This window comes from Spirosoma oryzicola (assembly GCF_021233055.1).
GTDB classification, from domain to species: domain Bacteria; phylum Bacteroidota; class Bacteroidia; order Cytophagales; family Spirosomataceae; genus Spirosoma; species Spirosoma oryzicola.
The window spans coordinates 24,344-51,093 of the sequence record NZ_CP089544.1; the positions used below are offsets into that span (position 1 = coordinate 24,344).

Genomic DNA, 26,750 nt, shown 5'->3' on the forward strand with positions numbered 1-26,750 from the left:
GCTAGGGTTGCAGGGCTTCGCCAATGGGTTGACCTGTTGTGCCACTGGGTGGCAACATGCGCAGCAGCACACTCAGCGTTGGAGCAATGTCAGATGGGCTCGTGCTGCGCCGGGTTTCGCCCCGGCGAATGCCCCAGCCGTAGAAAATACAGGGCACCTGCCGGTCATAGGTATACGCTGAGCCGTGGGTGGTGCCCATGGGCAGGCCGACAAACCAGCCGGGCTGGTAAATCAGCTGCAAATCCCCACTGCGCCGGGCGTGGTAGCTGTTTTTGTATAGGTTCAGTTGCCCATCGGGCAGGTTGGCCTGCGCCAGCGCGCGCAAGTTGATGACATCGGCTACGCCAGGGATTTGGGTCAGGCGCTGCTGGAGCGCCTGCTGAACGGCGGATACGGATAGTTTTTTTTCCCGCATCAGGGCCTGGTCCAGATACAGCTGATCGTTCATGTTGGCCATCTGGACGTAGTTACCGGGTCCAAAGGCATCCAGCAGGAATTGGTTCAACGTCTGGCTCAATTGGCGTGGATCGATTAGTCCCGCTGGCAGGTGGTGCGCCTGCCAGTAGGCGGGCACGTCCATCACCCCATGATCACCGGTCAAAAAAACGGTGTAGCCGTCCGGCCCTACCCAGCTATCCAGGGCCTTTAGTAAGTCCGCCAGCTCCTCATCGAGCCGCAGGAAAATATCTTCCTGTTCCACCGAGGTGGGCCCGAACGAATGGCCCACCTGGTCCGGGGTGGAAAAACTAATGGCCAGAAAATCCGTGGCGGGCCCTTTGCCCAAATTCTCCCCCTTCAAGGCGGCCAGCGCCATCTCTTTGGTTAACGTGTTGCCCCAGGGCGTGTACGTCAACAGCTCAAATACAGCGCCTGCAGGGCCTGCCATTTCGTAGGGAAAGCTGGAGGTCGACTTCCCCGGCAGCTTATACTCATAGGGTTGATCATCCGCCGTGCTTTCGGTGTATTCGGCCACGGGCCGCAGGGTCTTCCAGCCCCGCTGGCTGTATTCGGCGGGTAACTTGCGGGCATTGAAGGCCTCCACCCAGGCGGGCAGCTGGGGCTGATAAAACGAGCTGGTCACCCAGGTGCCCGTGCGGCTGTCAAACCAGTAGGCTCCCCGGGCCGAGTGGCCCGCCGAAAGAATGGCACTGCGATCCTTCAGCGCAATACCAACCGCTTTGGAGCGAAAATTGGTAGCCAGCGCCAGCTGGTCGGCGATCGTGGTCACCAGTAAATTACGCGGGGAAAACCGAGCGGGCAGGGCGTTGGGATGACCCACGACGCGAACACTGGTATCTTCAACACAATAGACACCTTTAGCTTTGCTGGGATCATACCAGTCGTTGCCCACAATGCCGTGAATAGCCGGCAGAGAGCCCGAATGAATCGAGGCATGCCCCGCTGCGGTGGCTGTCAGGGCATACTCATACTGCGTATTCTGGCAGGCAAAACCGCCTTTCAGGAGCCGTTTGAAGCCCCCGGCTCCGTATTTTTTTTCGTAGCGGTAGAGAAAGTCAGCCCGCATCTGGTCGACGACAATACCGACAACGAGTTTGGGCGCTGATACGGGTAAAGGAGACGGTTGACGGGCGGGTTGAGCCCAGGAGGTAGTCACGGCTAGCAGGCCAAGCAAATAAACAGGTCGCAAAAACATGTGCGTAAACAGGGTTTATAGGTAGAAAAAAGATATATATAGATTTTCTATATATTGTAGACATAGTGAACCAAACACTGGCCTTCCAGTGCAGCGAAACGTGAACCCGAGTGACGATCTATTTACCCGTAGCTAACCCTTGACTGGGTGATCAACTGCTGGCAAGTGCCCGTTTACGACTAGCGGGCCGACGAATGTAGTCCTCCCGAAGGGCGGGATGACGGACCAGGCTCGTGCTTCGATGGCTACGGGTAGAGCGAAGCCCCTGTAGAAACAGCAATAGCAGCAAGGGGCAAAGTAAGGTAGCCACCAGACCGACAGGAATAGTGAGTCCCCGGCTCGCCAGGAGCCACCCGGTGAGCATGACACTTAAAAAGGCCCCGATCAGCAGGGTGCTGCGCACGGGTTGGATCAGGCCAAAAGCCGCCTTGTCTCGTTTGGTGAACCGGGCCGGATGCCGCCAGAAGCTCCTTCTGGGCAAGGCTCCCTGTCGAATCAGGGTATGCTGGAGGTGACGAACGGACAGCGCCGTAGCCTCCAACCGAATCCGGGCCAGCGCTTTCTCGAAGGAGAGTCCCTGGCTCATCAGCTCTTCGGCCTGGCAGGCCAGGTAATCCACTAACTCGTCGATCAACAGTTCCTGGGTACCCACCTGGCGCAGATGCTGACGCAGGCAGTAGGTTTGTTGCGGGGTCAAGAGGGTCATAAGGTAGAGGGATCTGGCGAAGGGGACGTAGTCAGGGTGAGCGGCAGCTGCATAACCTGATTCATCAACTGGGTGAAATTGGTAAAATCCAGGAGTTTTTGCCGGGCGGTTTGGCGCCCGGTGATCGTTAAGGCGTAGTACTTACGCAGCCGCCCCTCTACTTCTTCGGATTCGGTTCGCACCAGGCCGTCCTGTTCGAGTTTGTAGAGGAGAGGGTAGAGCGAGCCAAAGGTGAGTACGATCTCACCCCGGGTACGTTCTTTGACAGCCTGAGTAATTTCGTAGCCATACATGCGGTCTTTTTCAGCGAGTAAGCCTAGCACAATGGTTTTGAGCGTTCCCCGCAGGTATTCCGACGTTGACGAATCCATTTTGTTGTTTAGTTGCTTGTAGAAATTGTTCAAATATATATAGTTTTTCGATATATACAGAAAAGGTAAATGTTTTTTTTAATAGGAAAGTATCCACCAACCTCAGTAGAGCAGCAATGAACGACCATCAGTTACTTACTGAATGGGAGTCCGGTAATTAAAGCGAATCGTGTTATACCATGGCTAAGTAAGTGTAGTAGTACAGTGTATTCATTGCCATCCGAGTACAGCCATAGGTACTAACTGCCCTACAAAACGCCCGAATTATACATACGCAAATCACTCCTCGTCTCAGATGGGAGCGATCTATGAAAATTCTTAGATTGATCATCAATGGCCAGTTTGCCTTACGCTTACGTTAAATAGCCAGCACGTCTTCCGCTAGTCAAGTCATTTTCTAGATTAAATGAGTAGTCAGTTGTGTTAGCTGTTCATCTAATCGACTCTACTACTTCACCTACTGACTAAGGCTTAAAACGGTTTACGTCATTTGCAGCCAAATCCAGAAAAATATTTTGATTATATTTTTTCTATATACATTTTTCTTATATATATTTGTTTCACAATTGACTGATTATTGTATAGCACTGACATGGACTCAGCGAACCAGGAATTTCTACGGGGAACCCTAAAAACCATTGTGCTGCGCTTACTGGCGCAACAGGGACGTATGTACGGCTATGAGATCACCCAGGCCGTTGAAGAACGAACGGGGGGGGAGTTAACGCTTACGTTCGGGGCGCTGTATCCCGTGCTGCATAAGCTGGAAGAAGAGGGGTTCCTAACCACCCAAACGCAAGAAGTCGATGGACGGCTGCGCAAGTATTACCAACTCACCCTCACCGGCAGTGAGACGGCTGTTCGCAAAGCGAGCGAGTTTGAGCGCTTTGTTCACTTGATGCGGCAGCTCATCGATTCGGCGCCCAACGTAGCCTTTGGCCATTAATCCGTACAGGCACCTCCCCTTCTCTGTTTCTACTATGACCAAATTATCAGCTAATCAACTCGAGCAGGTTACTCAGTACATCCGGCAAACGAAGCCCCATCCCGCTTTACAGGCTGAATTAGTGGATCATATAGCCACTTTATTGGAACGGCAGCTGAGCCAGGGGCACGATTTCGCGGTCGCTTTTGAGCAGCTTACCGGGCGAGCGTCGCCTCAGATTATTCAGGGATTAAGCCACCAATACCAGCAAACGTTTAGCCCTCCCGTTAGCCGGCTAAATCGTCGCCTTAAACGGCGGCCCGCTACCAAACCGTTTTACTACATCTTTCTCTCCAGCGGGCTTACGTTGCTGCTGCTAATGGGAGGCTTTTTGCTGATAATGACTCCGCCATTAGCCTTGTCGGGCGGGGTGTTTGGGCCTACGTGGGCCATTGGGTTGGCAGCTCTGTGCGCCGTCGTAGGAGCCCGATGGTGGTTGAAGCGGCCATCCCCTTCCTCAACGGCTGGGGGTTGAGCGACCCATAGCGGTTCACATCCTAGTTCTCTTCCTCCCTACTTTTGTTTCCAATGGTCTTCCACTATCTCCGGATAGCCCGGCGCCAGCTTTGGCAGCATCGGCAGGTCAACCTCATTAGCCTGCTGGGGTTGTCGCTGGGCCTAGCCAGCGGCCTGATTATCTTTCTGGTCGTCAACTACCTGTTCAGTTTTGATCGCTACCATCCCCATGCTGAGCGCTCTTACTGGATCGTCACCGACGTCATTGGGGAAACCACCATGCCCACCGACGCAGCCCCGCGACCACTGGCCCCCGTGCTTCGGCGTGACTACGCCTTTGTGGAAACGGCCGTTCGGCTGGAAACGTTTTATGGCCGCACCCTAAGCGTGCCCAATGGAAAGGGGGGCTGGCTCAAAAAATTTGCCGAAGCCCGGACCGTCTGCTTTACCGAACCCCAGTATTTCGACCTGTTCGGTGTAGACTGGATCACCGGCAATCCAAAGACAGCGCTGGCCGCCCCTAATACGATTGTACTCAGTGAACGGTACGCCCGCAAATATTTTGCTGCCGCCCCCGCCTTAGGACGAACCCTTCGCTTAGACAACCAGGTAAAATTGACCGTGACGGGTATTGTCAAAGACCCCCCGCCCAACACCCAGCAACGCTTCGATGCCTTTGTCTCCTACGCCACCATACCGGTCCTGGAAGGACCGACAGCGCGGGTCGATGCCGACTGGCAGGGGCTGCAAGCCATGTGCTTTGTCCGCCTACGACCCGGTGCGGATCCCGACCAGCTTCAGCAGGCATTACCCCAAATACGGCGTCGGTACCTAGCCGCTCAGGAAGCCCCCCATTTTGCCTATCAGCTGCTGCCCCTGACGGAGCTCAACCACCAGCGCAGTGGGGAAGCGCCCCGGCCCATCCTATACGCCCTCATCGGTGTAGGCATACTACTGGTGATGGCAGGATGTATCAACTTTATTAACCTGGCGACCACCCGGGCACTCAAACGGGCGCGGGAGGTAGGGGTTCGTAAAGTGATGGGTAGCACCCAGGGGCAGCTCATCGGGCAATTTTTGACCGAAACGGCCTTATTGGTCATTGGAGCAATGAGTGTAGCGCTCCTGCTCACCCAGCTAAGCTTACCCCTGGTGAATCGAACGCTGGCGGCCAACATCGAGATGCTACAGCCTACGCTCTCCATTCTCGATGTCGTGCAGCCCCGGGCTATCGGCTGGTTTCTAAGCCTGCTCATCGGCGTCACGTTACTGTCGGGGCTTTGGCCGGCTTTCGTACTGGCTCGCTTCAAGCCGGCCAAAGCCCTGACGGGTCAACCCCTGCCCCGGCTGGGCCGGGGATTAACCCTCCGACAGGCCCTGATTGGGGGGCAGTTTGTGCTCATGCAGGGCTTTATCCTGGCGGTACTGGTGATCAGTGCTCAACTCCACCACATGCAGCAGGCCACCTGGGGGTTTACCGACAAGTCGGTACTGGTCATTTTTCTACCGCCGCAGGGCCCGGCACCGCTCGCGGCCCTGCGGCAGGCTTGGGAGCAACTACCCGTCGTCGAGCAGGTCAGCTTCGGCAGTGACGTACCCGCATCAGCCTATAACCGGCCTAGTCCCTTTAGTTACCACACGACCACCGAGCCGGAAGCCTTTGAGACCCGGGTCCGGGCCATTGATGCGCACTACCTGTCGGTTTTCGGCATTGACTTAGTGGCGGGTCGAACGGTGCGAGCGATGTCGGATTCGACCGGCCACGATGCGCTAGTGAATGAGACGCTGGTGAAGCGATTAGGCCTTTCCTCACCAGTGGCCATTGTGGGGAAACACATTCGGGTAAAGGGGACCGACCGCACGATTATTGGCGTCGTGCGCGATTTCCGGACTGGCGATTTACACCAGCCCGTGCTCCCCCTAACCTTGGTTGACGACCTACCCCACAGCCGGGTAGCGATGCTTCGGCTGAGCCCCACCGCCTCCGAGCCGACTCGTCAAGCCATTCAACGAGGTTGGGATCGAGTCTTGCCGGCGGAGGTCTATCATGCCGAGATGCTGACCGATCTGATGGCGGGCTTCACGGCCACCGAACGGCTACTAGCCGGACTCGTTCAGGTTTTCGCCTGGGTAGCTATTGGGCTGAGTTGTTTAGGCCTTTATGGACTGGTGACGTTTTTAAGCGAGGCCAAAGCCAAAGAGCTGGGCGTTCGTCGCGTGCTAGGCGCCCGCACCGGCCAGTTGCTGTGGATCCTGGGCCGGGAATTTGGCAAGCTGCTGGGACTGGGTTTTTTGGTATCGGCGCCGCTGGGGGCTTGGGGGCTTTCGGGCTGGTTAAGCAAGTACGCGGACCGAATCACTGTAAACGGGTGGCTGCTGGCCGCTACGCTACTCCTAACGGGCCTGATTACCGCCCTAACCATCGCACGTCAGGCCCTCCAAGCCGTGCGGGCCAATCCCATTCACACCCTACAACGCGGCTAAGTGGGTCGTGGGGCTACGGGCGGGGGGGCACCCGAATTGCGTCGTTGTTTTTATTGGTTCTAATCGCTACTTCCTACTTATGAAACTTCTGCTCGGTTGTTTATTTTTCCTGCTAAGCCTTGTCGGTGCGGCTCAACCCACGATCCATCACAACCTACCTGCCGGACGCTCGACGGGGTCAGCGGTGGAGATTTTATGGGACAGCGCCGGGGTACCCCATATTTACGGCAAAAGCCTGGCCGCGATGTATTACGGCTTTGGCTACGCCCAGATGGCAAACCACGCCAACCTGATTCTTCGGCTTTACGGCCAGGCCCGGGGTCGGGCCGCCGAGTATTGGGGAGAAGCTTATCTGGACTCCGACAAACTGGTGACCTTATTTGATCTGCCCCAGCAGGCCCAGCAGCAGTACGCCCAGCAGCCGGCCGACTATAAACCCTGCCTGGATAGCTTCGTGGCTGGACTCAATGCCTACGCCAAGGCCCATCCCGAGGCCATCGGTGCCGAATTCAAGTCCGTGCTCCCCCTGACGCCTCAGGATGTACTGGCCCATGTCAGCCGGGTAGTTTGGCTGGAGTACATTGGTCGGCCCGAGTTGGGCGGAGCCCGAGTGCTACCCCCCGGTTCGAATGCCTACGCCATTGCCCCCGCCAAGTCGGCCTCTCGGAAGGCCATGCTGGTCACCAACCCGCACCTGGAGTGGACGGATTTATTTCTGTTGTTCGAAGCGCACTTGAATGGCCCCGACTTCATGGCCTACGGAGCGAGCCTGGTGGGCCAGCCGGTGCTCAACTTTGCCTTTAATCGGCAGCTAGGCTGGAGCTTGACCACCAATACCATTGACGCGGCGGATCGCTATGCGCTCACCTTAGATGGGGATGGCTATCGGCTGGATGGCGTTCAGCAAGCGTTTGTGACCAAGGCGGTGACGCTCCAGGTTCGTCAACCCGACGGTCAGGTAAAACCGCAGACGCTTACCTATCGCTACAGTAAGCATGGGCCGGTACTGATGGGTAAAGACGGCAAGACCTACGCCTTTCGGCTGGCCGGATTGCGCAATGCCGCGCTAGCCGCCCAGTTCCACGCGATGGCCAGCGCCCGAAACCTGTTCGAGTTTGAGACGGCCTTGAAGCGGATGCAGCTGCCTATGTTTAACATCATTTATGCCGACAAGGCGGGGAATATCCTGTACCTGTTCAATGGGAACGTCCCCCTCCGCTCGGAAGGGGATTGGGCCTTCTGGCAGGGGGCCGTGGACGGCTCGAAGAGCCAGTACATCTGGACCAAAACGCATCCCTACCGAGATTTACCCCGGGTGCTGAATCCTCCCTCCGGATTTGTGCAGAACGCCAACGAAGCCCCCTGGAGCTGCACCTATCCCATCGTCCTGAATCCTGGTAGCTTTCCTCCGTACATGGCTCCCGTGGTGCCCCTGCGCTTTCGCCCCCAGCGATCCATTAATTTAGTCAAGGACGATGCTTCCATTAGCTTTGAGAAATTGATTAGCGACAAATTAGATACAGGTTTAGAAACGGCGGACCGTTTTTTAGATGATCTGCTGGCGGCCGTTGCCCAGCATCCCGACTCGATCACCCGCCAAGCCGCTTCGGTGCTCAAAGCCTGGGATAAAACCACCAACCGGGATAGTAAAGGGGCGGTGTTGTTTACGGCCTGGTTTGACCAGTTCAATCCCCGCATGGTGGCCACCCGTTGGGATCCCCAGCACCCAGTTAGTACGCCCGATGGCCTTAACGATCCCCAACAAGCCGTTGCCCTACTCGGCAATGCCGCTCGACAGGTGCAGCAGAAATACGGTCGGCTAGATATCCCCTGGGGCGAGGTCAATCGATTCGGGCCCGCTGGCCGGGACTTTCCGGCTAACGGCAGCTCGGAGCAATATGGCATCTACCGAACGATCTACTTTGTGGCTGATCCTCAGCAGCCCCAGCTGAATCGGGCCGTGGCGGGCGACACGTACGTAGCAGTGACCGAATTTGGTGAGCAGCCCCGGGCTCTAGTGTCGCTCAGTTACGGTAACGCCAGCCAACCGGGTCATCCGCATAACGGGGACAACTGGCAGCGCATGTCCGAAAAGCGCCTTCGGGAAGCCTTGCTGGAGAAGCCCGCCATTCAAAAGCAACTGGAGAAACAGGAAATGCTACGGTTTGGCCAAACCCGGTAATCATCGCCAATCGACTTGTTAGCGAGAAGGTCACGTTCACTTATGCTCTAGCCACTCATCCTGTTGCTATAGACAGCTATTTATGAGACTAACCGTACTTCATAGGTACCTGCTACTCGTTCTGCTGGCACAACCGGTAAGGGCTCAGACTGGCTTGATAGGCGATTACTATGTGGGCACCAATTTTGAGCAGAAGGCTTTCTCCCGCATCGATCCGGCGATCAGTTTCAACTGGGACCGACGCAGTCCGGGAAAGGGTCTTTCCCGCTCCTATTATTCCATTCGTTGGCGGGGTAAACTGCGGGCTCCCACGACGGGAGTGTATGAGTTTTATGCCAAAGTAAATGACGGCATTCGAGTTTGGGTGGGCAACAAGCTGGTGCTAGAGTCCTGGAAATTAAACGCCTACAAGCACTATACGGGTAGTATTGTCCTGGAAGCAGAGCACTACTACGATCTGCGAGTCGATTATTTTAACGCCATCGAGTGGGGCGAAATTGACCTCTACTGGAAGCCACCACCAACGCCCAACTCCGCCTTGAATCCGTTCTCTGAGAGTGGCGAGCCTATAGCCGCCGACTATTTTTTTCAGCAAGCGCCCCCAAGTAAGATGGTTCCTAAACCAATTAGCCCAGCCGCTACCAAGCGATCCGTTCGTTTGCCGTTACCTAAACGGGTACATCCTCCCAAACTAAAAACAGTTAAGCTGAAATCGATTCCCACGCCGGAAACACCGAAAAGGCTGCCTGATCAGGAGACGGTAGCCGCCGACACCATACTCATCCGTCGCGTGGCTGCCGAACCGCCACTGGCCATCAGCTCCGGCGCTACCTTGATTTTACGGACGGTGCAGTTTGAGCAGAGCAGCTACGTACTGCTGGCTGAGGCATCGACGGAGCTGACTAAACTGATTCAAGTCCTGAAAGTCAATCCACACTGGCACATCCATATTACCGGCCACACCGACAATGTTGGGGATGCTCGGCTAAATCTGGCCTTATCGGAGCAGCGGGCAAAGGTAGTCGCTACGTACTTGATCCGGCGGGGTATTCTTGATGAGCGGATCACCACGGAGGGGTTTGGCAGTACACAGCCCCTTGGCGACAACACAACGGAAGGCGAACGAAGCAAAAATCGCCGGGTAGCGATTACCATTCGTTGAGTTAGGTTTGCCCTTTAAGCGCAGGACATCCATCGAAATCAATTTTACAGACTTAGCTTGATTATAGCGCCTTCTTAAGTGGCAGAAGCCGTTCGATTATGCAGGCTAAAAGTTGTTTACAAAACGCCCCATTTATGACTCATATTCTTGTCGAATCTTCCCTCGTCTCAATTGGGAGCCTTTTGTGAAACAGTCAACCTCGATAACAGAGACGGCTGTTGAGAATACCCCCCTGGCTAATCCTCTGTACTCCATAAAAAAAGCCAGGATCTATGATGATCCTGGCGTTATAGTCAGCGCATACTGGTTGACAAGACGCTATCGATTAGTGGCTATATAGAGCTGCTGAATACTTTTTTCTTAATCTGGTGATGTACCCTACGCTTGCTTTTGAGAACACGTAAGGCTTGCTGGGGTCTTTCCTGGCTGCTTCATTATACAGCAGGTAAAAATGAAACGGGTCATTGATTCGAGCGACCAGTTTTGATGTCAGCTGATTCTTCTCAATGTAATGAGCCATGTACGTACCCGGAACATGACCTCCGGTAAAAATAGTGCCTTTCAGAAATTGACGAACGGTGAATGTTGATCCTTTGGCACTAAGCTGTAACAACGAGTCGATTTGGGGCAACAAATGCTTGCCCTCCTCAAAGAAGGTATTAAAATAGCGCTGGAAAGGAAGCAAAACCGTGTCCTTGTTCGTCATATATTTCTTGTCGATCATGTCGGCACTACCTTCATTAAGCGTTATTTCCAGCAGCGCCACTACGTTTTCGTCTTCCGACGTGATTTTGGTGTAGTCGATCCGGGGACGAAGAATATGGTGAAGCTCATGGCCACCCAAGACCCCATACTGATTTTTGTCATTCAGATAAGCGCATAGCAGCGAGCAAACGATATAATCGTTTTCAGCATGCGCATCATAGTGAATGGGGATAATCGAATAGATCTGGTTAGTGGCTCTTTTCTGAGCACTCTTCGGCAACATAGCGTAGGTGTAGCGATAGCAATCATTAAAATATTTCGCGGGATCCTTCTCTAGGTTTGTCAGATACGCTCTCATGCCGGCTTCATTCTTTTTATATTGATAGAGGATGTAGGTAAGCCAGTACTTGGTGGAGTCTTTGAGTCTGCTTTGTAGTAACGCTTCGTTCTGGGGCATATAGACAAGCTGCATGGTCCGCTTGTAGCGCTCTATATAGCCTTCATCGACGCCCTGATCGCGGATGTACATCTGAATGGCTTTATCGTTCATCAGCTGATTCCAGACTTTAGGGTCGAGGGTGTCGCCCTGACGAAGTTGGTCGGTGATGGCGAAGTAGCGTTTACACGTAGAATCAACCAAAGTCTGGGCCAGGGCACTAGAAAGGCCGATAGAGAGGGTAAAAAATAGCATTAGTACTTTCATGTCAGGTCGTTTTATATAAATGAATTACAAGAATACGACACTACGATGAGATAGAGCGACCAAAGGTTGCCTATAAGCTTGCTGTATTTGACGAATTGGTTTGATGAGATGGGCTGTCGTTCATCAGCGGCACTGATAACCAGCTCGTGTATGCGTGTCTATCTCATACACGAGTAATTTTTGAGAGTGAGAGGAATATGAGTGTATATAGCAATTATTTGGTTTATAAACTACGACTAAATACACTACCGCAGTTCATAATCGTCTCGTCGGTTGGCTAATATTACCCGCTGAAATCTAGCAATGATCAGGACAAATACAGGCTCTGGAACAATCATCTATCAGTATAATTAAGATTTATCTGCTTATAATTATAACATTGTACTTGATAGCAGTATCTACAGCCGCATCCGCTCATTTTATTTCTAACCCACTCACCAATCGATGGTTCATTTCAAATCGTCTGCTTTAATTAACCCTCTGTTAATTTGTTTAGTTGCCTTATCCGGTTGTCACCAAGAAAATCAACCCACCAAAACTTCGTTAACAGCACAAACGTATTTGGACGAAGTGGTCAACTTAATGAATGTCAATTCAATCAATCGAAAAACGATTGACTGGACTGTTTTTAGAGCCAAAGTGAATGCACAGGCGCAGGGGGCACAAACGATAGCTGACACCTATCCGGCTATCCAAGTCGGTTTGACATTGTTAGGTGATAACCATAGTATGTATTATACCAGTTCAGGAACTGTAATTTATGGGAATAAGACCGTAGCCTGTACCGATGCCAATCCAGTAACCGGATCCATTGATAAGCGAATTGGCTATGTGAAAGTCCCTAGTTTTAATGGGGGAGGTAGCGATGCCACCAAGTTCGCCCAATCGATCCAAGATGCTATCAAAACTGCCGATAGCGACTCGCTCAAAGGATGGATTGTCGATCTGAGAGGTAATACCGGGGGAAATATGTGGCCTATGGTTGCGGGTGTAGGCCCCCTGTTAGGTGATGATGTATGTGGGTATTTCATTGATCCCGACGGGAATGCTTCGGCCTGGTCTTATCAAAGAGGTAGTGCCTATTTGAATCAAGCCGAATTAACCAAAGTGGAGTTAGCTTACTCTATTCGAAAACCAACTGCTAAAGTAGCCGTACTCACTGATCAGGCCACCGCCAGTTCGGGAGAGGCTATAGCGATTGCCTTTAAAGGACGGCCCAATACCCGCAGTTTTGGCAAAGCCACTTGTGGTCTGTCGACGGCGAATGTTACCAACCGGTTGAGTGATGGTGGTCTGTTAAATTTAGCTCAGCTTAACATGGCTAACCGGACGAAACAAGCCTACGGTTCTTCTATTCAAGTTGATGAAGTGACAACGGCTGAAACCGTGATAAGCAAAGCAATGACTTGGCTCCTTCAGTAAAAGCCTTCTTAATCGTAATCTGATGAAGTTATTATGCTGTCTCACGGTCATGCTAGTGGGTTATATTGTTCCCGCGCTAGGGCAATGTAGGGTTGTTAAAGATGCATATGGACAAGTAACCACGACTTGCCCCGTCAATGATAATGCCTCGGAAAGTCCTTCACTCAATAGAGAGGTCACCTTTTTAGGCAGTGAATTCATGAGCTTCCCTCTGTGGCAAGCAGGACAAATTCGGGTAGACACATCAGGGCAAGCCCTGCCTTGTCGGCTGGCCTACAATTTATACAGCCAAGAAGTCATATGTCGATTCGAGGATGATCTAACCCCGAAAAGTGTGACACCAATTTCCTTCGTAGTCAATGGGGTTGAGTATACTCGTCAGCTAACCAATAATCTTGGCCTAACGTATAGGTTTTACACTACCCCGCTTAGCCGGGGACAAACGAAACTATTGAGAAGCACAAAAGTCCGGTTAATTAAAACCCCCATTCGGAATGGCTATGATAGAGACCATCCCTTCGCGGGTTATTACCAAGTCGATCAACAATATTATATTCAGAAAGGGAATGCAAAACTCCAACCGATCAGCTTGACGAAAAACTCCCTGCTGAGAGTTCTTGGGGATCAACCAGAACTCGTCAAACTAGCCAAGCAGTCGCTTACTGTCGATCAGGTGATACAGCTAGTTAGTACGTATGACTCGTTGCGGGTGCTCGCCCAACTTCAGTCAACCTCTTTGTCCACCGATCCTGCATTCAATGAACAAGTAGGGTCAGCGATTAAGTATCCGGTTCAAGCCTGGCAGGCTCAGGTATATGCTCGGGTTTATGTTGGTTTTGAGATAACGAACGCGGGGCAACTAACAAATATCCAGTTATTAAGTCCTGAGAATGTTGGTTTCGGGTTTACGCAAGCCGTTGAAAAAGCCTTAAACCAGTTGTCCACTACCAAATCGGCTTATCAAGGACGATACGCTTTGCCGGTGGCTTTCACCTACAGCTATGTACCAAACAAGGAATTGAAATTCATGCCGGTCACTATGTTGTCGGAGGCATATTTAGCAGGACGCACTCTATTAAACGAGTTTGTTGTGAACCAAATTATAGGGAAGGACAAAGCGAACTCTCGGGAAGTTTGGGGCTATTATAAATAACGGGCGTGTAGGCTAGCCGCCGATAAATAGGTTGGATTAGAGGACCCTCCTCTGGCATGTCTTCACTAAACTCTCCGCTCGTTCACCATCTCACCAAATGTCCTATATGGGAAGCAGGTACATGAAGACTCCTCCGTCTCAGGTGGGAGCGATTTTTGAGAATTTCTTTTTGCGATTACTTCGTACTATTTCTATATCTGTCCTACTTTACCAGTAATATCTAGGCAATAGATCCTGACTCACTGTATGTTTAAAAAAATAGCACTCATTCTATCCTTTCTAATCGTTGCACCGGCAGTTCATTCTCAGTCGTTTAACTTTCAACCTTGCTATGCCTTTTGGAAACTGACCGATCGGTTAAGAGAGGGCATAAAGCTAACCCCTAAGGACTGGCAACAATTGAAAGAAACCGATGGATACAAGCGCGTAAATACGGCTGCCTGGAATCAATTTATTCAACAAGTTACGTTAGTCTACTCCCCTGGAAACCAGGAGCGCATTCAGCAACAGATCAAAACGGATCGTTCCTTACAGCGGATCATCCGCTATGAAAAGGAAGAGCTCAGCTTGAAAAACTACATCGCCCGGATTGGCCAACTGCATTTGATGGATAGTGCGATGGTCTATACCAAACGAATGCTACCCCAAAAATGGAAGAATTGCTTCCCGGCTCCCAGGGTTGATTTTATCTTATACAATTACGATGGCAGTGCTCGTGAATACGGTGTCACAATGGATTTATTAATGTCGTATGATATGGAGACCTTTCGACCTGGTGCGTTTCTGGGTCATGAACTGTTACATTACGCTCTATTTTATTGTCGCATAAAACTTCGCCATTTCAAATCGGTACCCCAAAACCAGCAGGCGGCTTTCGTGGCGATTAATGGCATTAGTGAGGAGGGGATTGCTGATTTGATTGACAAACCGTTTGTCCTATTTGATAAGCAATCACCTTATCAAGAGAAAGAGGCATTTTTGACTCTTTACGAAACGCAGTCCAGTTCGTGTATAGCTAAACTTGATCAAGCATTTGAGCAATTAGCGGATCAGGCGGGCGAGCCTTATACGAGTTTTTCGTATTGGAACTCAATCGTTCTGGCTACGGGTCATGTGCCTGGAATGTTTATGGGTAGGCTGATTCAGCAACAGGGCTTAACCAATGAACTGATTCAGCATATTGATAACCCGTTTGCGTTCTTTTATCTATACGACAAGGCTGCCCGGAAAGAGGGAAGGGGTACACCAGCGTTTTCCCCCAAGGCGTTGCGCTTTCTTAAATCAATGGAGAAAAGGCATTACTAGAGCGAGGAGTAATACGGGGGTAGGAGTCGAACTCGACGCGCTTGGTTAGAAGTGCCAAAGGGTTTATCCTACGGGCCATTGTCATCTTCATTGCTCAGTTTAAGTAGCAGATAGACTAGAGACTACCTAGTTTCACTTGGGAGCGTTTTGTGGGACATTGATATTTTAATGTCTGTCCACTAAAACCAGTCAAATACGCTCAAGAGTTCCTCCAGCAACCCCTTAATTTTCTTCACTGCCAATTGATTTATTCTTTTTTATTTTGGCCCCGTTTAGGTTGCCCAATTTGTAGCTGAACGTTACCCGGACACTGTTATTATAGATGTACTGGCGGAAGTTCTGATTGAACTGAGCTGAGTTAAGCACTGATGTGAACCCCATTCCACGGGTCAGGAAATTCTCCGCCACGAAGCCAACACTGCCTCGTTTGTTGGTAAAACTTTTTCGCGCTCCCAGCGAATACTGAGCAAAACCGATCCGATACCCTTGCAACGCAATATCCTTGCCCCGATACCCCAGGTTGGCTTGAACCACCCAGCCTTTGTTAAATTGCAGCTGCGTATCGAACCGCCCTCCCCAGCGTACCCCCTGGTTATTGATCATTGTCGATAAGCCATTGATGTCCAACGCCAGCCCCTGAATAAACCGGTACATGATATCAATGTTGGCGTTGACACTCCATCGGGGGCTTAGATTGAAGGTGGCGAATAAGTTTGTACCGTAATTGTACTCTTTACCCAAGTTGGTTACCCGGGTCACGACGGCGCCTACTAGTGTATCCGAACGCTGGCTAATGGATTGAATGTCATCCCGGTTGAGCCGGGTGTATAGGGAAAAATTCAAGTACGTCTTTCTCATCTGTGTACTATAGCCAATCTCAATCCGGTCGACGGTTTCGGGTTTTAAATACGGGTTGCCAACACGAATATTGAGCGGGTTAGCGGTATTAAAGTTAGGGTTCAGATCATCAATAAAGGGTCGGCGGATACGCCGGGTGTAGCCCAATTTAAGAGAACTGCTTTCGCCCAGCTTTTTTGCCAGATTCACACTGGGTAACAAGCGCCCATAGTTAGGAATTGAAATCGATGTTAATGCCCCTGACACCCCTCTGGTTTGAGCCTGAATACCGGTGTATTCATAGCGTAGACCCGGCTTTATGACGACTCCCCCCGGCATCATGATGGCTGTCGATATATAGGCGGCCGCGATGTTCTGATCATAATCCAGTAATCCAGTCGGGCGGTTAGGATCCGGCGTAAACTCGGAAGTTGGTCCAGCCAATAGGTAAGCATAATCACTGGTTACCCGACGAAACGTATTCTTCGCCCCAAACTCTACCTGAACTTCTTTACTGACCGGTGTTTGATAGTCAGCCTGCAGAACAAACTCCTGGTTGGTGGCATCGTTTAGATTTTGCTGTTTGCTGCTGAGATGGCCCAGGGTATCCAGGTTACTGGCGTCGAAGTTATTGGTCAGATTATTCCGGCTATACTGGGTCGAAATACTAAATTCTTTCTGCGGACCTTCGCCTGTGCCGGGATAAGTATGCAGATAATCAACATTGATGTCAATCGAATTGGACAGATTCTGCGTGGAAACATCTCGTTTAGAGGGAATCGAAATGCGTTCGTTGGAAAGCAGACTCGTCAGTTGATGCTGGTCCTGGCTTAAATTTCGGATGCCCAGCCGCACGCCTGCAGTCAGCGATTGGTTTTTAGCCAGATCATAGTCCATGCCTAAGGCATACTGGGCAAAGGCTCCCTTATCAAATGCGTCGATCCGCTGGCGGGTTTTAACAGGAGCAATGGATTCGCTTAAGAATGTAGTCTGATCTAAATCGGACGCCGATGGGTTGTAAATAATCCGACCGTTGCCATTCAGATTGACGCCCAGTTTACCTTTTCGAAAACTGCCGTTTAGGCCTAATGTTGCATTCCGGTTCCCTATGCCGCTATCCAAGTCCAGGTGCAATCCCTGCAGCGTGTTTTTTTTGGTGATGATGTTAATGATTCCCCCGCTACCCTCCGCATCATATTTGGCAGATGGGGATGTGATCACCTCGACGGTTTTAATTAAATCAGCCGGAATCTGCCGAAGGGCATCAGCCAGATTCCCCGCTAGGATGGAAGACGGTTTATTATTGATCAAGACCCGTACACTGGCACTACCCTGTAGCGTTACATTCCCCGATAGGTCAACGGAGAGCATGGGCACTTTCTTTAAAATATCAATCGCATCCCCCCCTTTGGCTGCTACATCGTTATCCGCATTGTAAATCAGTCGGTCAACTTTATCCTCAACCAGGGCTTTTTTACCGGCGACCGTAACTTCGCTTAAGGTGCGGGTGCTGGCAGTCAGTCGAATGACGCCCAGGTCTTTAGTCTGACCTTTGGACAGTGCTACGTTAGCAACGGTTTTAGGGGAATAGCCCAGAAAGGAAACGAGGAGTTTGTAAGTTCCAGGCGCTAATTTGGTAATCGTAAATTTACCTTTATCGTCGGCTACGGTGCCATCAACCAACCGATCGTTGGCCGTATTATAAACCGCTACGTTGGCATACTCAACCGCTTTAGCTAGGGTAGAATCGATAATGTAACCCGAAATTTTTGCGTTGCCCTTCGGTGCGGCTTCTCCCATAGAGGCCGTAGAGACGGATTGATCGGGAGCCGGTTGCGTTGGCGTAACAGGGGGGTTTTGTGCCCGAGATACACCCGTAGCCAGTAAAAAGAATAAGCCCGTAATTTTAAACCACATACCGTGAGATGGAAAATTTGATTAATACCAGAGAATGTAAACCAGCCCCTGGTGCTTAGTGAATAAGAAATCAAACAGGCTTAACGCCGTTTGTCAGTAGGCGAATTTCTCTGAGGATTGGCTGACAATACTCTGGAGACTCACTGATCGATTGAGGCAATCAAGCCACTACGTTCCGATAAAACCACATTTATTTAACAAGTGGGCCATTTTTACCGAAGCTCGAGTCATTACCGCCATCTTCCGCTTCGTACGTTTACGTACCTGTAGCGTCCACGAATTCGGCTGCGTCCTTCATAGTGGCTTCCGTTTCGAGTGCGTTTCCTTTAGCATCGATATCTAGCGACAATACTTTACTGTTGTGGTTCAGACTCGCTTCTTAATTTCCGTCTTCTTTCTCCCAGTTCACGGCCTTCATCTCCATACAACCGGGCCAATGGCCGCTTTAGCTGCGGCTGGCACATCAGTACTAAGGCTAACCGGAGCTGGTGATGACTTAAGTACGGAGTTGGTCAGGGCAACCGGAGCTACGGATGCCCTCGTGAATAAAGTTAGACCACTGATTAATAAGACCTACATTACTTTTAACTGATTTGGTTTTCGAAACAAATCTATCCCTGAATTCTAAAGTAATTTTGAAGTTCCAGCGTTGGCCAACGGGTTGACAAGGCCTCAAAAATCGACTAGAAGCATGTGGCGACGCATCCCCGATACGTAGCTATAGCGAACCCTCATGTCATACTGCTCAGCGATCTCTTTCACTAGGGATAAGCCCAGTCCGGTCGACTGGGAAAGTGCCTGATTGCGGACAAACCGACCAAACAGCTGGTCTTCCGGAAAAGGCAGAGGATCCCCTTCGTTACTAATCACAAAGCGGGAAGTACTAACCTCCACGAAAACAGAACTATTGGCAGCCCCGTGTCGAAAGGCGTTTTTAATTAGATTGGAAAAGAGTACCTCCGCTAGTTGTTGGTTTAGCAATCGATGCGTGTCCTTATCAATCAGCCGGGTAATGGTGATACACCGATGAGCCGCAAAATCGGTATAGTTATCCAATATTTGAGTGACCAATTCGCCAATATTAACCGATGCATTCTGGGCAAACTGGTGATTGTCAATTTTTGCCAGCAGCAATAGGGACTGATTCATGGCCGAAAGCCGCCTAATTTCCTGCTGTGAGCGCTGTATTCGATCCAGGTCAGCTTCGTCCAGCCGCTCCGATTGTTGAAGCAGATCTAATTCAAAAGACAATACGCTCAAAGGTGTCTGCATCTCATGCGACGCGTTATCGGTAAATTGTTTTTGCTGAATGTATTGCTGGCGACTTCGGCGGCTCATCTCATCGAGCGACTGACTCAGCAGCGTAAACTCCGCTACGTTACTGACGGGGAATTGAGCCTCATCAGGCCCATCGATTCGGTAGTGCTGTAATTGATCGACGATGCCGTAGAAGGGTCGCCAGATCCGGCGGGTTACCAGGATGTCGGCGCCGACCAGTACTAGTACGACGAGTAGAAAACAAACAATAACGCCAACCGACAAGGCCCGGGCAATTTCATCAAACTCCAGGTACGACTGCTGAAGGGTGATCCCGTAATACCGGTTTCCCAAAGCATACGTCGCCCGGAGCATGCGGATAGGCTGGGATTCTTTTTCGCCCGGCAACAAAATAGTTGTATCGGAATAGACTGAAGGTGCCGACTGGGGTGATCCCGTCAGCCTAATCTGCACATTGGGGTCCCAGCCTGGTAGGTAGGCGGCAGGGGGTGGGTGCTGACGTAGCTGCTCTTTTACCTGAATGAGTTCACTGGCCAGCAACTCGTCAATTTCATGACGGATGTACCGGTGAATAACAGCATGCAGCAAAAAAACACCCCCAAGTGAAATAGGCAGGGCGGCTAACAGCAGGTAAAGTGTCGTTTTGTGGAGTAGTTTCATTCGCCTGCGGTAAAAATATAACCGGCTCCGTAGCGGGTTGTGATGTAATCTGGGCTGCCCGCTTCCAGCAGTTTCCGGCGCAGGTTTCGAACGTGGGTGTACAGAAAATCGTGGGAGTCGATCCCATCCATGTAGTCACCCCAAACGTGTTCGACGATGGCCGCTTTGGATAGTAGCCGGTTCTTGTTGGTAACCAAAAATAACAGCAGGTCGTATTCTTTCCCGGTTAAGTCCACGGGCTGATGGGCAACCAGCACGTGTTTACGGTTCGGCATAATCGTAATATCGCCGAAACAGAGTTGGGTTTCGCCCTGATGCTGGCGCCGTCGCATCAACGAGCGAATACGGGCGTTCAATTCAGGTAAATGAAACGGTTTGGTCAAATAGTCGTCGGCTCCCAAGTCCAGCCCATTGAGTTTATCATCCAGCGAATTTTTGGCCGACACGATGATAATGCCGGCCTGGGAATGCGCTGCTTTCAGCTCGTTGACGATGGCTAATCCGTTGCCATCGGGAAGCGTAATATCCACAATAACACAATCGTAACCATAATCATGAATCTTTTCGGAGGCTTTTCGGAAGTTGCTGGCCGTTGATACGTTGTATTGTTCGCCCTCCAGATAGTGTCGCATGGCAACTAACAGCGCGGGTTCGTCCTCAATCAGTAAAATTTTCATGATCAACTCAACAAGTTATTTTTCCAAAGTACAGGGTCAAAACTGAATACATTTTGAAGCTGACACTTTTATCTGGTTGGCTACAGATCACCGAACCAACTACAGATTCTCTTTAGGTTTACCCGTTTATTTTACGCCGTCTCACCTAGCCCCTGCCAACTTAGTGAACGTACTCATTATTACCATCCAATTCGTTGCAGATCAATAACGATGAAACAAAGCAGATGCCTATCGTCTTCACGGCTAGTTTGGATTCTGTCCAGTTGGTTTTTCCTGTTGCCACTGCTTACCGCCGTCGGGCAACCTCTGAACCGCTTGTCACTCCCTTCGCAGGGGGACAGTATGCCTGCCCGCCCCGCTTCATTCCACTGGGTGGCTCCGTCGGTGCTGATTCCCGTTGGATTAGTTTTGTCGCCCGATTATCCGAACAGTCACTTCGACCGCTTTTACATACAAAGCAAGATTCAGGCTAAAATTCATTTCCGTACCCATGCCGATGATTTCGTACAGTATGGGCCAGCTGTTGCCTGGGCTGGCTTGAGTGTAGCGGGTGTGAAAGGACGGTCACATCCCCTCGACCGGGCATTGATTGGCCTGCTCGCCTATGGGCTCAGTACGGGCGTCACGCTGGGATTGAAACATACGACCCATGAGCTTCGGCCCGATGGGTCCAATTCCCTTTCTTTTCCATCTGGACACACGGCTAATGCCTTTACCGGCGCGCGTTTACTGGATCGGGAGTTTAGCAGCGTCAGCCCCTGGATTCCCCTAGGTGGCTACGCCATGGCCTCCTCTACCGGACTCTTACGGATGACCAATGATAAACACTGGATATCAGACATACTGGTTGGGGCGGGTATTGGACTACTTTCAACCGAAGTCGCGTATTGGGTTTATCCTTGGGTAAAGAAGGCATTCACAAGACGTAAACACACCCCTGATTTGGCCTTTTAGCGCTGTAAAGAAACATGATTTAAACGCATTAGATTTCCTCCATAGTCAAGGACATTTACTGATTTACTAACCTGAACTAATTGCGTACTTATGTGGTGGATTTATGCATTACTCTCGGCCTTATTTGCCGCCTTGACCGCCATCCTGGCTAAAGTGGGTATTAAAGGGGTCAATACAGATCTGGCAACGGCCATTCGAACGGTCGTTATTCTATTTGTTGCCTGGGGGCTGGTATTCTGGCGAGGTGGTATTGATACATTACCTAATCTGAGTCGTCAGAACTGGGTGTTTCTGGTATTATCAGGTATGGCAACGGGGCTCTCGTGGATTTTCTATTTTAAGGCGCTGCAAGTGGGGAAAGTCTCGCAGGTAGCGCCCGTCGATAAACTCAGTGTGGCCATTGCTATTGTACTATCAGTTCTTTTTCTGGGTGAAGTGCTTACTTGGAAGGCCGCCATCGGGGCGATCTTGATTGTCAGTGGCACACTGGTGCTGATTCTGTAAATCTGCCAGATAAAAGCTACTTCAACGTCTCTTCAGGATGCTGCCTTTAGTTTGTACCTAGTATCTCTGCTTTAGCTCGAGACTTTTGTAAATGACTACGAATCAACTTCAACATTATCTTCATCGTCGCTTCGGTCGCTTCGCTACCCGTTACCCTGACCTTGTTCGCTGGCTGGCCGAACGGTTGTCAACAGAGCAGTTTAAGGGTTTGCCTCTCACCCTGCTTGCCGGATTACTGATCATTAACGTACTGACTTTATCGGAAATAGCCGAAAATCTGGTTAATTCTGAACCCATGGTCCAAGTTGACCAGGGACTCACACAGTGGCTTTTTCAGGCACGGCGAACATCAGTCAGCCGCACATTTTATGTGCTCACCTGGTTAGGTTCTGGCTACGTAACGGTCAGTTTTACACTCCTGGGCTCCTTTGTGCTCTATCGACAAAAAAAGAGACGACATATCCTGATTCTATGGCTACTAATGGCGGGCGTGGGCTTATTTGTGCAGGTCGGCAAACGAACATTCATTCGACAACGCCCTACACTAGTAGCGTATTATCCCGAAACGGGCTATTCGTTTCCCAGTGGTCATTCGGCCACGGCCATGACGTTATACGGACTACTCGGCTACTGGCTGGTCCGGGGGCGCCGACGGATTCGGAGCCGTTGGCTAGTTGGCTTCAGCGCCGTTGGGTTGATTCTGCTGGTCGGCTTTAGTCGGATTTATCTGGGCGTTCATTTTTTGAGTGATGTACTAGGAGGTTATCTGTTAGGCGCTTGCTGGCTTATGGTGGGAATTGCCTTAACCGAGTGGCAGCGAACGAATCACCTGGCCAATGAAACCTAGAACCTATCTTTTTTTTTATCAACCTATTTAGTTCATGTTTTTATCGGGTTTGCTTTTGTTTGGTGGTGGACTACTGGCCTTTTCGCTCAGTGCGGTTTGTGGCGGTGGAGCTGGTCTTTTGCTGTTACCCATATTAGGCTCCCTATTACCAGGGGCTCAAGTTCCGGCTGCCCTATCGATTGGTACAGTCTCCAGCTCTATTTCCCGAATCGTCGCCTTCTGGTCCCGTATTCGCTGGGATGTAGTGGTTTGGTTTGTTCCGCCCGCCCTACCGGCGGTTTGGTTGGGTGCCCAATTGCTTACTTCTATTAATCCGCTCTACTTAGAGTTGTTGATGGGCTTATTTTTAATGGCCAACCTGCCGTTAATTTTTCGCTCCAGTAAAGAACTGGATGAGATTAATCCACTACCCAAAGGCTATCTGGCCCTGATTGGCTTAAGCGCGGGGTTTGTATCGGGCCTGACGGGTGCCGTGGGCCTGCTATTTAATCGATTTTATTTACGCTATGGGATGACTAAAGAAGAAATTGTGGCTACCCGAGCAGCTAACGAAGTCATGCTGCACCTGGTGAAACTGATCTTATACGCTTCATTTGGATTACTGACGGGTCAAGCGCTCACGTTAGGGGCTGTGATTGCCGTCGCGGCCATGCTCTCCTCCTGGGGTATGAAGTGGGTGCTACCCCGCCTGAGCGAAAATTTTTTCAGACGGGTTGGCTATACGGCTATGGTTGTTTCGGGCTTGAGTCTGTTTACCGAAGCGGCTGGCCAGGTCGTGACGAAATCGTCCGTGGCTATTGATTACTCTCCGCTTGCTCACGGCATGACCACGCAGCTTCAGTGGCGAAACAAACTCTTCTCGCTTGAATTTGAATATGATGAAGGCTTTGAATTCGAACATACTATCCCCTTTCAGGAACTACCTTATGATAAGCAAGTTGAAGTGACTAAACTGGGTCAGGGGGGCGATCATGTTGTTGTGGAGGAAGTGTTTGAGATTGGACAACATTCTTACGAAGCTTACGTCTATCGAAAAGGCAAGCTGGAAAAGTTTGACCTTTAGCGTTCCTATTCTTTGTCCTATAAGAGTATGAACGAAACAGGCTCCTGAAGAGTAATCTTCAGGAGCCTGTTTCGTATACTATAACGTTGTGCTTACAGCTTAAATGTTAGAGCCAGATTCACGATCCGCCCCTCCAAGGGTGCCCATATAGGCCAGAAAGCGGGTTGCACGGTTGGGTTGGCACCTGGCACAACCGTTTCGTTGTTAGCTTGTTTTACAGTAAAAATATTCTCCGCGTTGAGTACTGACCGCCAGTGGTCGTTTTTGGGTACTACCGAAGGACGTTAGTCAAATTGATGCCTTCGGTAGTACCTCAATGGCCAGTGGTAAATAGTTGACCAATATCTATCAGTTAAAATATTATAGAATACGGATTATATCACGTTAGGAGGGTATTTTGAGACAATGTGACCTAGGGTTTAAGCGTATGTACTTACTGTACTATATAAATACCCTGTTTAGAGGCCTGTTCTCTGAGTCTAACCAGCTGGTGAAAGGCAAGTAAGTCGAGCCTTATTATCGCTTATTGTTTGGTTATAGCGATAAAAAAATGACACGTTTGGAGACGGAACTAGAGGAGCGAGTGGCCAGGGCCAAAAAGCTAAAGCAGGAACCTTTCGAGTGGGACAAAATCAAACGCTTTTTTCAGTTAACTGATAAAACGAGTGTTTACCAGGTCATCTCCGACCGAACCTGTCAGGACCTGGACCTTGACGAGCTATTTATGTTTATTGACAGGACCAGCTCGAAAGTAGGGCAGCAGATGCTGTATGCTACCCTTCGTACCCTACACCAGACTACTAACCGAACCCAGCGGTTGGAGAAAATCATTCACCTCATCGGTGAACACGCAAACCTCAGAATGACTCTTTTGGGCCAATTAGCGTCCCTTTCCAACACCAATGTTTACGCGATTACGTCATTATTTCTCAAAAAACATAACCCAAAACCGGGCTGGTTTTGGCTGGTGAAAGGCTTAGCCATCGCCAGCGTGTCCAGCGTACTACTGGCCTTTGTCTTCCCGCAAACGCTTTTACTGCTGTTGCCTTTACTGGCGGTTAACTTCTGGATTCATTATTGGAATAAGAATAATCTGTATCAGTACGCCGGGTCCATTCCCCAACTAGCCCGCATGAATCAGGTGGCTAAGCAGTTACGCCAGCATCAAGCTCTTGAAAGCCTGTTTCCTACTATTACGCCATCAATTGAGGCCATTGAACGCTTGGGGCCACAGATGGCCTTGTTCAAGTTGGAGGCAAAATTGCAAAGTGAAGTCGGCTTAGTGGCCGAGTACGCGCTAGAGTTGATTAAAGCCCTCTTCTTAATCGAGCCACTAATCTTCTATAATGTCTTGGAAGAAATTAGTCGAAAGCGATCTCAGATCGAGTCTGTTTACCAATACATTGGTGAACTAGATGTGGCTATGTCGATTTATCTCTTACGAGAAGACCTGCCTTTTTTCTGCTTGCCGACCCTACTTGTTGACCAAAAACAACTGCTGACCCGGGATGCTTACCATCCGCTGATTGACCGGGCCGTGCCTAATTCGATTGATTTATCGGGTAAATCCGTCTTATTAAGTGGATCCAATATGTCGGGCAAAACTACCTTTATCCGCACGATGGGTATCAATGCCATTCTGGCCCAAACGCTCAATACATGTTTTGCCCGACAATGGCGAATGCCAAAGCTTAAGATTCACTCAGCCATTCGAATTAGTGATGATCTGTTAAGCGCCAAGAGTTATTACTTCGAGGAAGTGCTGACGATCAGAAATTTGCTTGAGGAAAGTCAATCAAATGACTGTCATTTATTTTTATTAGATGAGCTGTTTAAGGGGACCAATACGGTTGAGCGGGTCGCTTCAGGAAAAGCGGTATTATCTTATCTCAATCAGCAGTCGAATCTGGTGTTTGTGGCGACTCATGATCTAGAGTTAGCCGAGCTGCTAAAAGATTCTTTCTGTTTGTTTCATTTTACCGAGATTGTCCAGCAGGATAAGGTATTGTTTGATTACAAGCTGAAGGGGGGGCCTCTAAGGGATACAAATGCGATTCGAATCTTAGAATTGAATAATTATCCCGAGGAGGTCACCCAGGAAGCAGCTCAATTAGCTAGTCGCATGGCAAGAATGAATGACAGCTAGCTTCTTCGACTGTATCAAAATTCGCCCAGTTTTAGATACTCGCAGATGGTTATATAGTGTATAACGAGGAGGACAGATTTTACCAGTAAAGCTTAACAGCTGTTGCAGCTGAATGCTATCGTAAATTGATGTTAAGCCAGTTGTAGATCTTTTCGAGTGTTCATAACACTGGCATTTTTGAAGTGGCTATTTTCGGACACCTTCAATTTATAGGGCCGATTGAACGCTTCTTGGGAAACGCTAAAGTAGCTTGAGAGTGTCCTGATAATCTCTTTGGACAACCCTTTCTTGTAGTGCAAAATATCGGAAACAAGGCCTTTACTTACGCCTAAAATCTGGGTCATATCTTTCGCTTTGAGCGATTTCTCACTCATCAGGGCTGTGAGTAACTCAATGGGGTCTACATCCTCGAATGAGTTATGCTCAGCGTCCCACTTTTCAATCAGATAAGTGAGCAGCTCGATTTCATCCTGCGTATTTTCGCCTTGATCGCTTCCAGTCGCTAGAACTTCTAAAGCAGTACAGTAGTCATTATATTGTTTCTCTGATTTGATTACCTTATATCTAAGCGCTTCCATT

Annotated in this window: 21 protein-coding genes; 13 read left to right on the top strand and 8 right to left on the bottom strand. The window is 50.1% G+C overall.

Annotated elements, in window-relative coordinates:
* Position 1 precedes the first annotated feature (1 nt).
* The 3 genes from pafA to LQ777_RS28755 form a co-directional block, all read right to left on the bottom strand.
* Positions 2 to 1,654, bottom strand: a complete 1,653-nt coding sequence (gene pafA / locus LQ777_RS28745) for an alkaline phosphatase PafA (RefSeq protein ID WP_232563901.1) — start codon at positions 1,652 to 1,654, stop codon at positions 2 to 4.
* A gap of 151 nt (positions 1,655 to 1,805) precedes the next feature.
* The gene (locus LQ777_RS28750; RefSeq protein WP_232563902.1) at positions 1,806 to 2,360 is read right to left on the bottom strand and encodes a hypothetical protein; all 555 of its coding nucleotides are present in this window, start codon (positions 2,358 to 2,360) and stop codon (positions 1,806 to 1,808) included.
* A complete protein-coding gene (locus LQ777_RS28755) occupies positions 2,357 to 2,731 on the bottom strand; it encodes a PadR family transcriptional regulator (protein WP_232563903.1) in 375 nt (124 codons plus the stop codon). The genes LQ777_RS28750 and LQ777_RS28755 overlap by 4 nt, the downstream gene beginning before the upstream one ends.
* A gap of 592 nt (positions 2,732 to 3,323) precedes the next feature.
* On the opposite strand from LQ777_RS28755, the gene LQ777_RS28760 reads away from it, so the two are divergent.
* The 5 genes from LQ777_RS28760 (at position 3,324) to LQ777_RS28780 (ending at position 10,000) form a co-directional block, all read left to right on the top strand.
* Positions 3,324 to 3,677, top strand: a complete 354-nt coding sequence (locus tag LQ777_RS28760; RefSeq protein WP_232563904.1) for a PadR family transcriptional regulator — start codon at positions 3,324 to 3,326, stop codon at positions 3,675 to 3,677.
* A 34-nt stretch (positions 3,678 to 3,711) separates the two neighbouring features.
* Entirely contained in the window at positions 3,712 to 4,191 is a 480-nt protein-coding gene (locus LQ777_RS28765) for a hypothetical protein (protein ID WP_232563905.1), read from the top strand.
* Between the two features lie 53 nt (positions 4,192 to 4,244).
* On the top strand, positions 4,245 to 6,656 hold the full coding sequence (locus LQ777_RS28770; RefSeq protein ID WP_232563906.1) for an ABC transporter permease: 2,412 nt from the start codon (positions 4,245 to 4,247) through the stop codon (positions 6,654 to 6,656).
* Positions 6,657 to 6,735: 79 nt separating this feature from the next.
* Positions 6,736 to 8,838 carry a penicillin acylase family protein gene (locus LQ777_RS28775; RefSeq protein ID WP_232563907.1) on the top strand — a complete coding sequence of 701 codons (2,103 nt, stop codon included), beginning with the start codon at positions 6,736 to 6,738 and terminating at the stop codon, positions 8,836 to 8,838.
* Positions 8,839 to 8,920: 82 nt separating this feature from the next.
* Positions 8,921 to 10,000 carry a PA14 domain-containing protein gene (locus LQ777_RS28780; protein WP_232563819.1) on the top strand — a complete coding sequence of 360 codons (1,080 nt, stop codon included), beginning with the start codon at positions 8,921 to 8,923 and terminating at the stop codon, positions 9,998 to 10,000.
* A gap of 325 nt (positions 10,001 to 10,325) precedes the next feature.
* On the opposite strand, the gene LQ777_RS28785 is transcribed toward LQ777_RS28780, so the two are convergent.
* On the bottom strand, positions 10,326 to 11,408 hold the full coding sequence (locus tag LQ777_RS28785) for a DUF5700 domain-containing putative Zn-dependent protease (protein ID WP_232563908.1): 1,083 nt from the start codon (positions 11,406 to 11,408) through the stop codon (positions 10,326 to 10,328).
* Positions 11,409 to 11,852: 444 nt separating this feature from the next.
* On the opposite strand from LQ777_RS28785, the gene LQ777_RS28790 reads away from it, so the two are divergent.
* The 3 genes from LQ777_RS28790 to LQ777_RS28800 all read left to right on the top strand — a co-directional run bounded on the left by LQ777_RS28790 (position 11,853) and on the right by LQ777_RS28800 (position 15,288).
* Positions 11,853 to 12,830, top strand: a complete 978-nt coding sequence (locus LQ777_RS28790; RefSeq protein WP_232563909.1) for a S41 family peptidase — start codon at positions 11,853 to 11,855, stop codon at positions 12,828 to 12,830.
* 22 nt (positions 12,831 to 12,852) lie between these two features.
* Complete coding sequence (locus LQ777_RS28795) at positions 12,853 to 13,983, top strand: hypothetical protein (RefSeq protein WP_232563910.1); 1,131 nt, start codon at positions 12,853 to 12,855, stop codon at positions 13,981 to 13,983.
* A 246-nt stretch (positions 13,984 to 14,229) separates the two neighbouring features.
* Positions 14,230 to 15,288, top strand: coding sequence for a DUF5700 domain-containing putative Zn-dependent protease (locus LQ777_RS28800; RefSeq protein ID WP_232563911.1), 1,059 nt, complete (start codon positions 14,230 to 14,232; stop codon positions 15,286 to 15,288).
* A gap of 222 nt (positions 15,289 to 15,510) precedes the next feature.
* On the opposite strand, the gene LQ777_RS28805 is transcribed toward LQ777_RS28800, so the two are convergent.
* The 3 genes from LQ777_RS28805 to LQ777_RS28815 form a co-directional block, all read right to left on the bottom strand.
* A complete protein-coding gene (locus LQ777_RS28805; protein ID WP_232563912.1) occupies positions 15,511 to 18,042 on the bottom strand; it encodes a TonB-dependent receptor in 2,532 nt (843 codons plus the stop codon).
* Positions 18,043 to 18,714: 672 nt separating this feature from the next.
* Positions 18,715 to 19,980, bottom strand: a complete 1,266-nt coding sequence (locus tag LQ777_RS28810; RefSeq protein WP_232563913.1) for a sensor histidine kinase — start codon at positions 19,978 to 19,980, stop codon at positions 18,715 to 18,717.
* The gene (locus tag LQ777_RS28815) at positions 19,977 to 20,657 is read right to left on the bottom strand and encodes a response regulator transcription factor (protein ID WP_232563914.1); all 681 of its coding nucleotides are present in this window, start codon (positions 20,655 to 20,657) and stop codon (positions 19,977 to 19,979) included. The genes LQ777_RS28810 and LQ777_RS28815 overlap by 4 nt, the downstream gene beginning before the upstream one ends.
* Positions 20,658 to 20,867: 210 nt before the next feature.
* Between LQ777_RS28815 and LQ777_RS28820 the strand changes: the two genes are divergently transcribed.
* From LQ777_RS28820 to LQ777_RS28840, 5 genes are all read left to right on the top strand, one after another.
* Positions 20,868 to 21,611, top strand: coding sequence for a phosphatase PAP2 family protein (locus LQ777_RS28820; RefSeq protein ID WP_232563915.1), 744 nt, complete (start codon positions 20,868 to 20,870; stop codon positions 21,609 to 21,611).
* 90 nt (positions 21,612 to 21,701) lie between these two features.
* Positions 21,702 to 22,115 (top strand): EamA family transporter, encoded by a 414-nt coding sequence (locus LQ777_RS28825; RefSeq protein WP_232563916.1) that lies wholly within the window; start codon positions 21,702 to 21,704, stop codon positions 22,113 to 22,115.
* Positions 22,116 to 22,206: 91 nt separating this feature from the next.
* Positions 22,207 to 22,962 carry a phosphatase PAP2 family protein gene (locus LQ777_RS28830; RefSeq protein ID WP_232563917.1) on the top strand — a complete coding sequence of 252 codons (756 nt, stop codon included), beginning with the start codon at positions 22,207 to 22,209 and terminating at the stop codon, positions 22,960 to 22,962.
* Positions 22,963 to 22,996: 34 nt separating this feature from the next.
* On the top strand, positions 22,997 to 24,025 hold the full coding sequence (locus tag LQ777_RS28835; RefSeq protein WP_232563918.1) for a sulfite exporter TauE/SafE family protein: 1,029 nt from the start codon (positions 22,997 to 22,999) through the stop codon (positions 24,023 to 24,025).
* Between the two features lie 817 nt (positions 24,026 to 24,842).
* Entirely contained in the window at positions 24,843 to 26,171 is a 1,329-nt protein-coding gene (locus LQ777_RS28840) for a MutS-related protein (RefSeq protein WP_232563919.1), read from the top strand.
* Between the two features lie 131 nt (positions 26,172 to 26,302).
* Here the strand turns inward: LQ777_RS28840 and LQ777_RS28845 are convergent, their stop codons facing one another.
* Complete coding sequence (locus LQ777_RS28845; protein ID WP_232563920.1) at positions 26,303 to 26,749, bottom strand: helix-turn-helix domain-containing protein; 447 nt, start codon at positions 26,747 to 26,749, stop codon at positions 26,303 to 26,305.
* Between the last annotated feature and the right edge of the window lies 1 nt (position 26,750).

Bases quoted from the DNA above. Each gene is read 5' to 3' on its own strand.
- pafA (WP_232563901.1), bottom strand. From the start codon at position 1,654: ATGTTTTTGCGACCTGTTTATTTGCTTGGCCTGCTAGCCGTGACTACC.
- LQ777_RS28750 (WP_232563902.1), bottom strand. From the start codon at position 2,360: ATGACCCTCTTGACCCCGCAACAAACCTACTGCCTGCGTCAGCATCTG.
- LQ777_RS28755 (WP_232563903.1), bottom strand. From the start codon at position 2,731: ATGGATTCGTCAACGTCGGAATACCTGCGGGGAACGCTCAAAACCATT.
- LQ777_RS28760 (WP_232563904.1), top strand. From the start codon at position 3,324: ATGGACTCAGCGAACCAGGAATTTCTACGGGGAACCCTAAAAACCATT.
- LQ777_RS28765 (WP_232563905.1), top strand. From the start codon at position 3,712: ATGACCAAATTATCAGCTAATCAACTCGAGCAGGTTACTCAGTACATC.
- LQ777_RS28770 (WP_232563906.1), top strand. From the start codon at position 4,245: ATGGTCTTCCACTATCTCCGGATAGCCCGGCGCCAGCTTTGGCAGCAT.
- LQ777_RS28775 (WP_232563907.1), top strand. From the start codon at position 6,736: ATGAAACTTCTGCTCGGTTGTTTATTTTTCCTGCTAAGCCTTGTCGGT.
- LQ777_RS28780 (WP_232563819.1), top strand. From the start codon at position 8,921: ATGAGACTAACCGTACTTCATAGGTACCTGCTACTCGTTCTGCTGGCA.
- LQ777_RS28785 (WP_232563908.1), bottom strand. From the start codon at position 11,408: ATGAAAGTACTAATGCTATTTTTTACCCTCTCTATCGGCCTTTCTAGT.
- LQ777_RS28790 (WP_232563909.1), top strand. From the start codon at position 11,853: ATGGTTCATTTCAAATCGTCTGCTTTAATTAACCCTCTGTTAATTTGT.
- LQ777_RS28795 (WP_232563910.1), top strand. From the start codon at position 12,853: ATGAAGTTATTATGCTGTCTCACGGTCATGCTAGTGGGTTATATTGTT.
- LQ777_RS28800 (WP_232563911.1), top strand. From the start codon at position 14,230: ATGTTTAAAAAAATAGCACTCATTCTATCCTTTCTAATCGTTGCACCG.
- LQ777_RS28805 (WP_232563912.1), bottom strand. From the start codon at position 18,042: ATGTGGTTTAAAATTACGGGCTTATTCTTTTTACTGGCTACGGGTGTA.
- LQ777_RS28810 (WP_232563913.1), bottom strand. From the start codon at position 19,980: ATGAAACTACTCCACAAAACGACACTTTACCTGCTGTTAGCCGCCCTG.
- LQ777_RS28815 (WP_232563914.1), bottom strand. From the start codon at position 20,657: ATGAAAATTTTACTGATTGAGGACGAACCCGCGCTGTTAGTTGCCATG.
- LQ777_RS28820 (WP_232563915.1), top strand. From the start codon at position 20,868: ATGAAACAAAGCAGATGCCTATCGTCTTCACGGCTAGTTTGGATTCTG.
- LQ777_RS28825 (WP_232563916.1), top strand. From the start codon at position 21,702: ATGTGGTGGATTTATGCATTACTCTCGGCCTTATTTGCCGCCTTGACC.
- LQ777_RS28830 (WP_232563917.1), top strand. From the start codon at position 22,207: ATGACTACGAATCAACTTCAACATTATCTTCATCGTCGCTTCGGTCGC.
- LQ777_RS28835 (WP_232563918.1), top strand. From the start codon at position 22,997: ATGTTTTTATCGGGTTTGCTTTTGTTTGGTGGTGGACTACTGGCCTTT.
- LQ777_RS28845 (WP_232563920.1), bottom strand. From the start codon at position 26,749: ATGGAAGCGCTTAGATATAAGGTAATCAAATCAGAGAAACAATATAAT.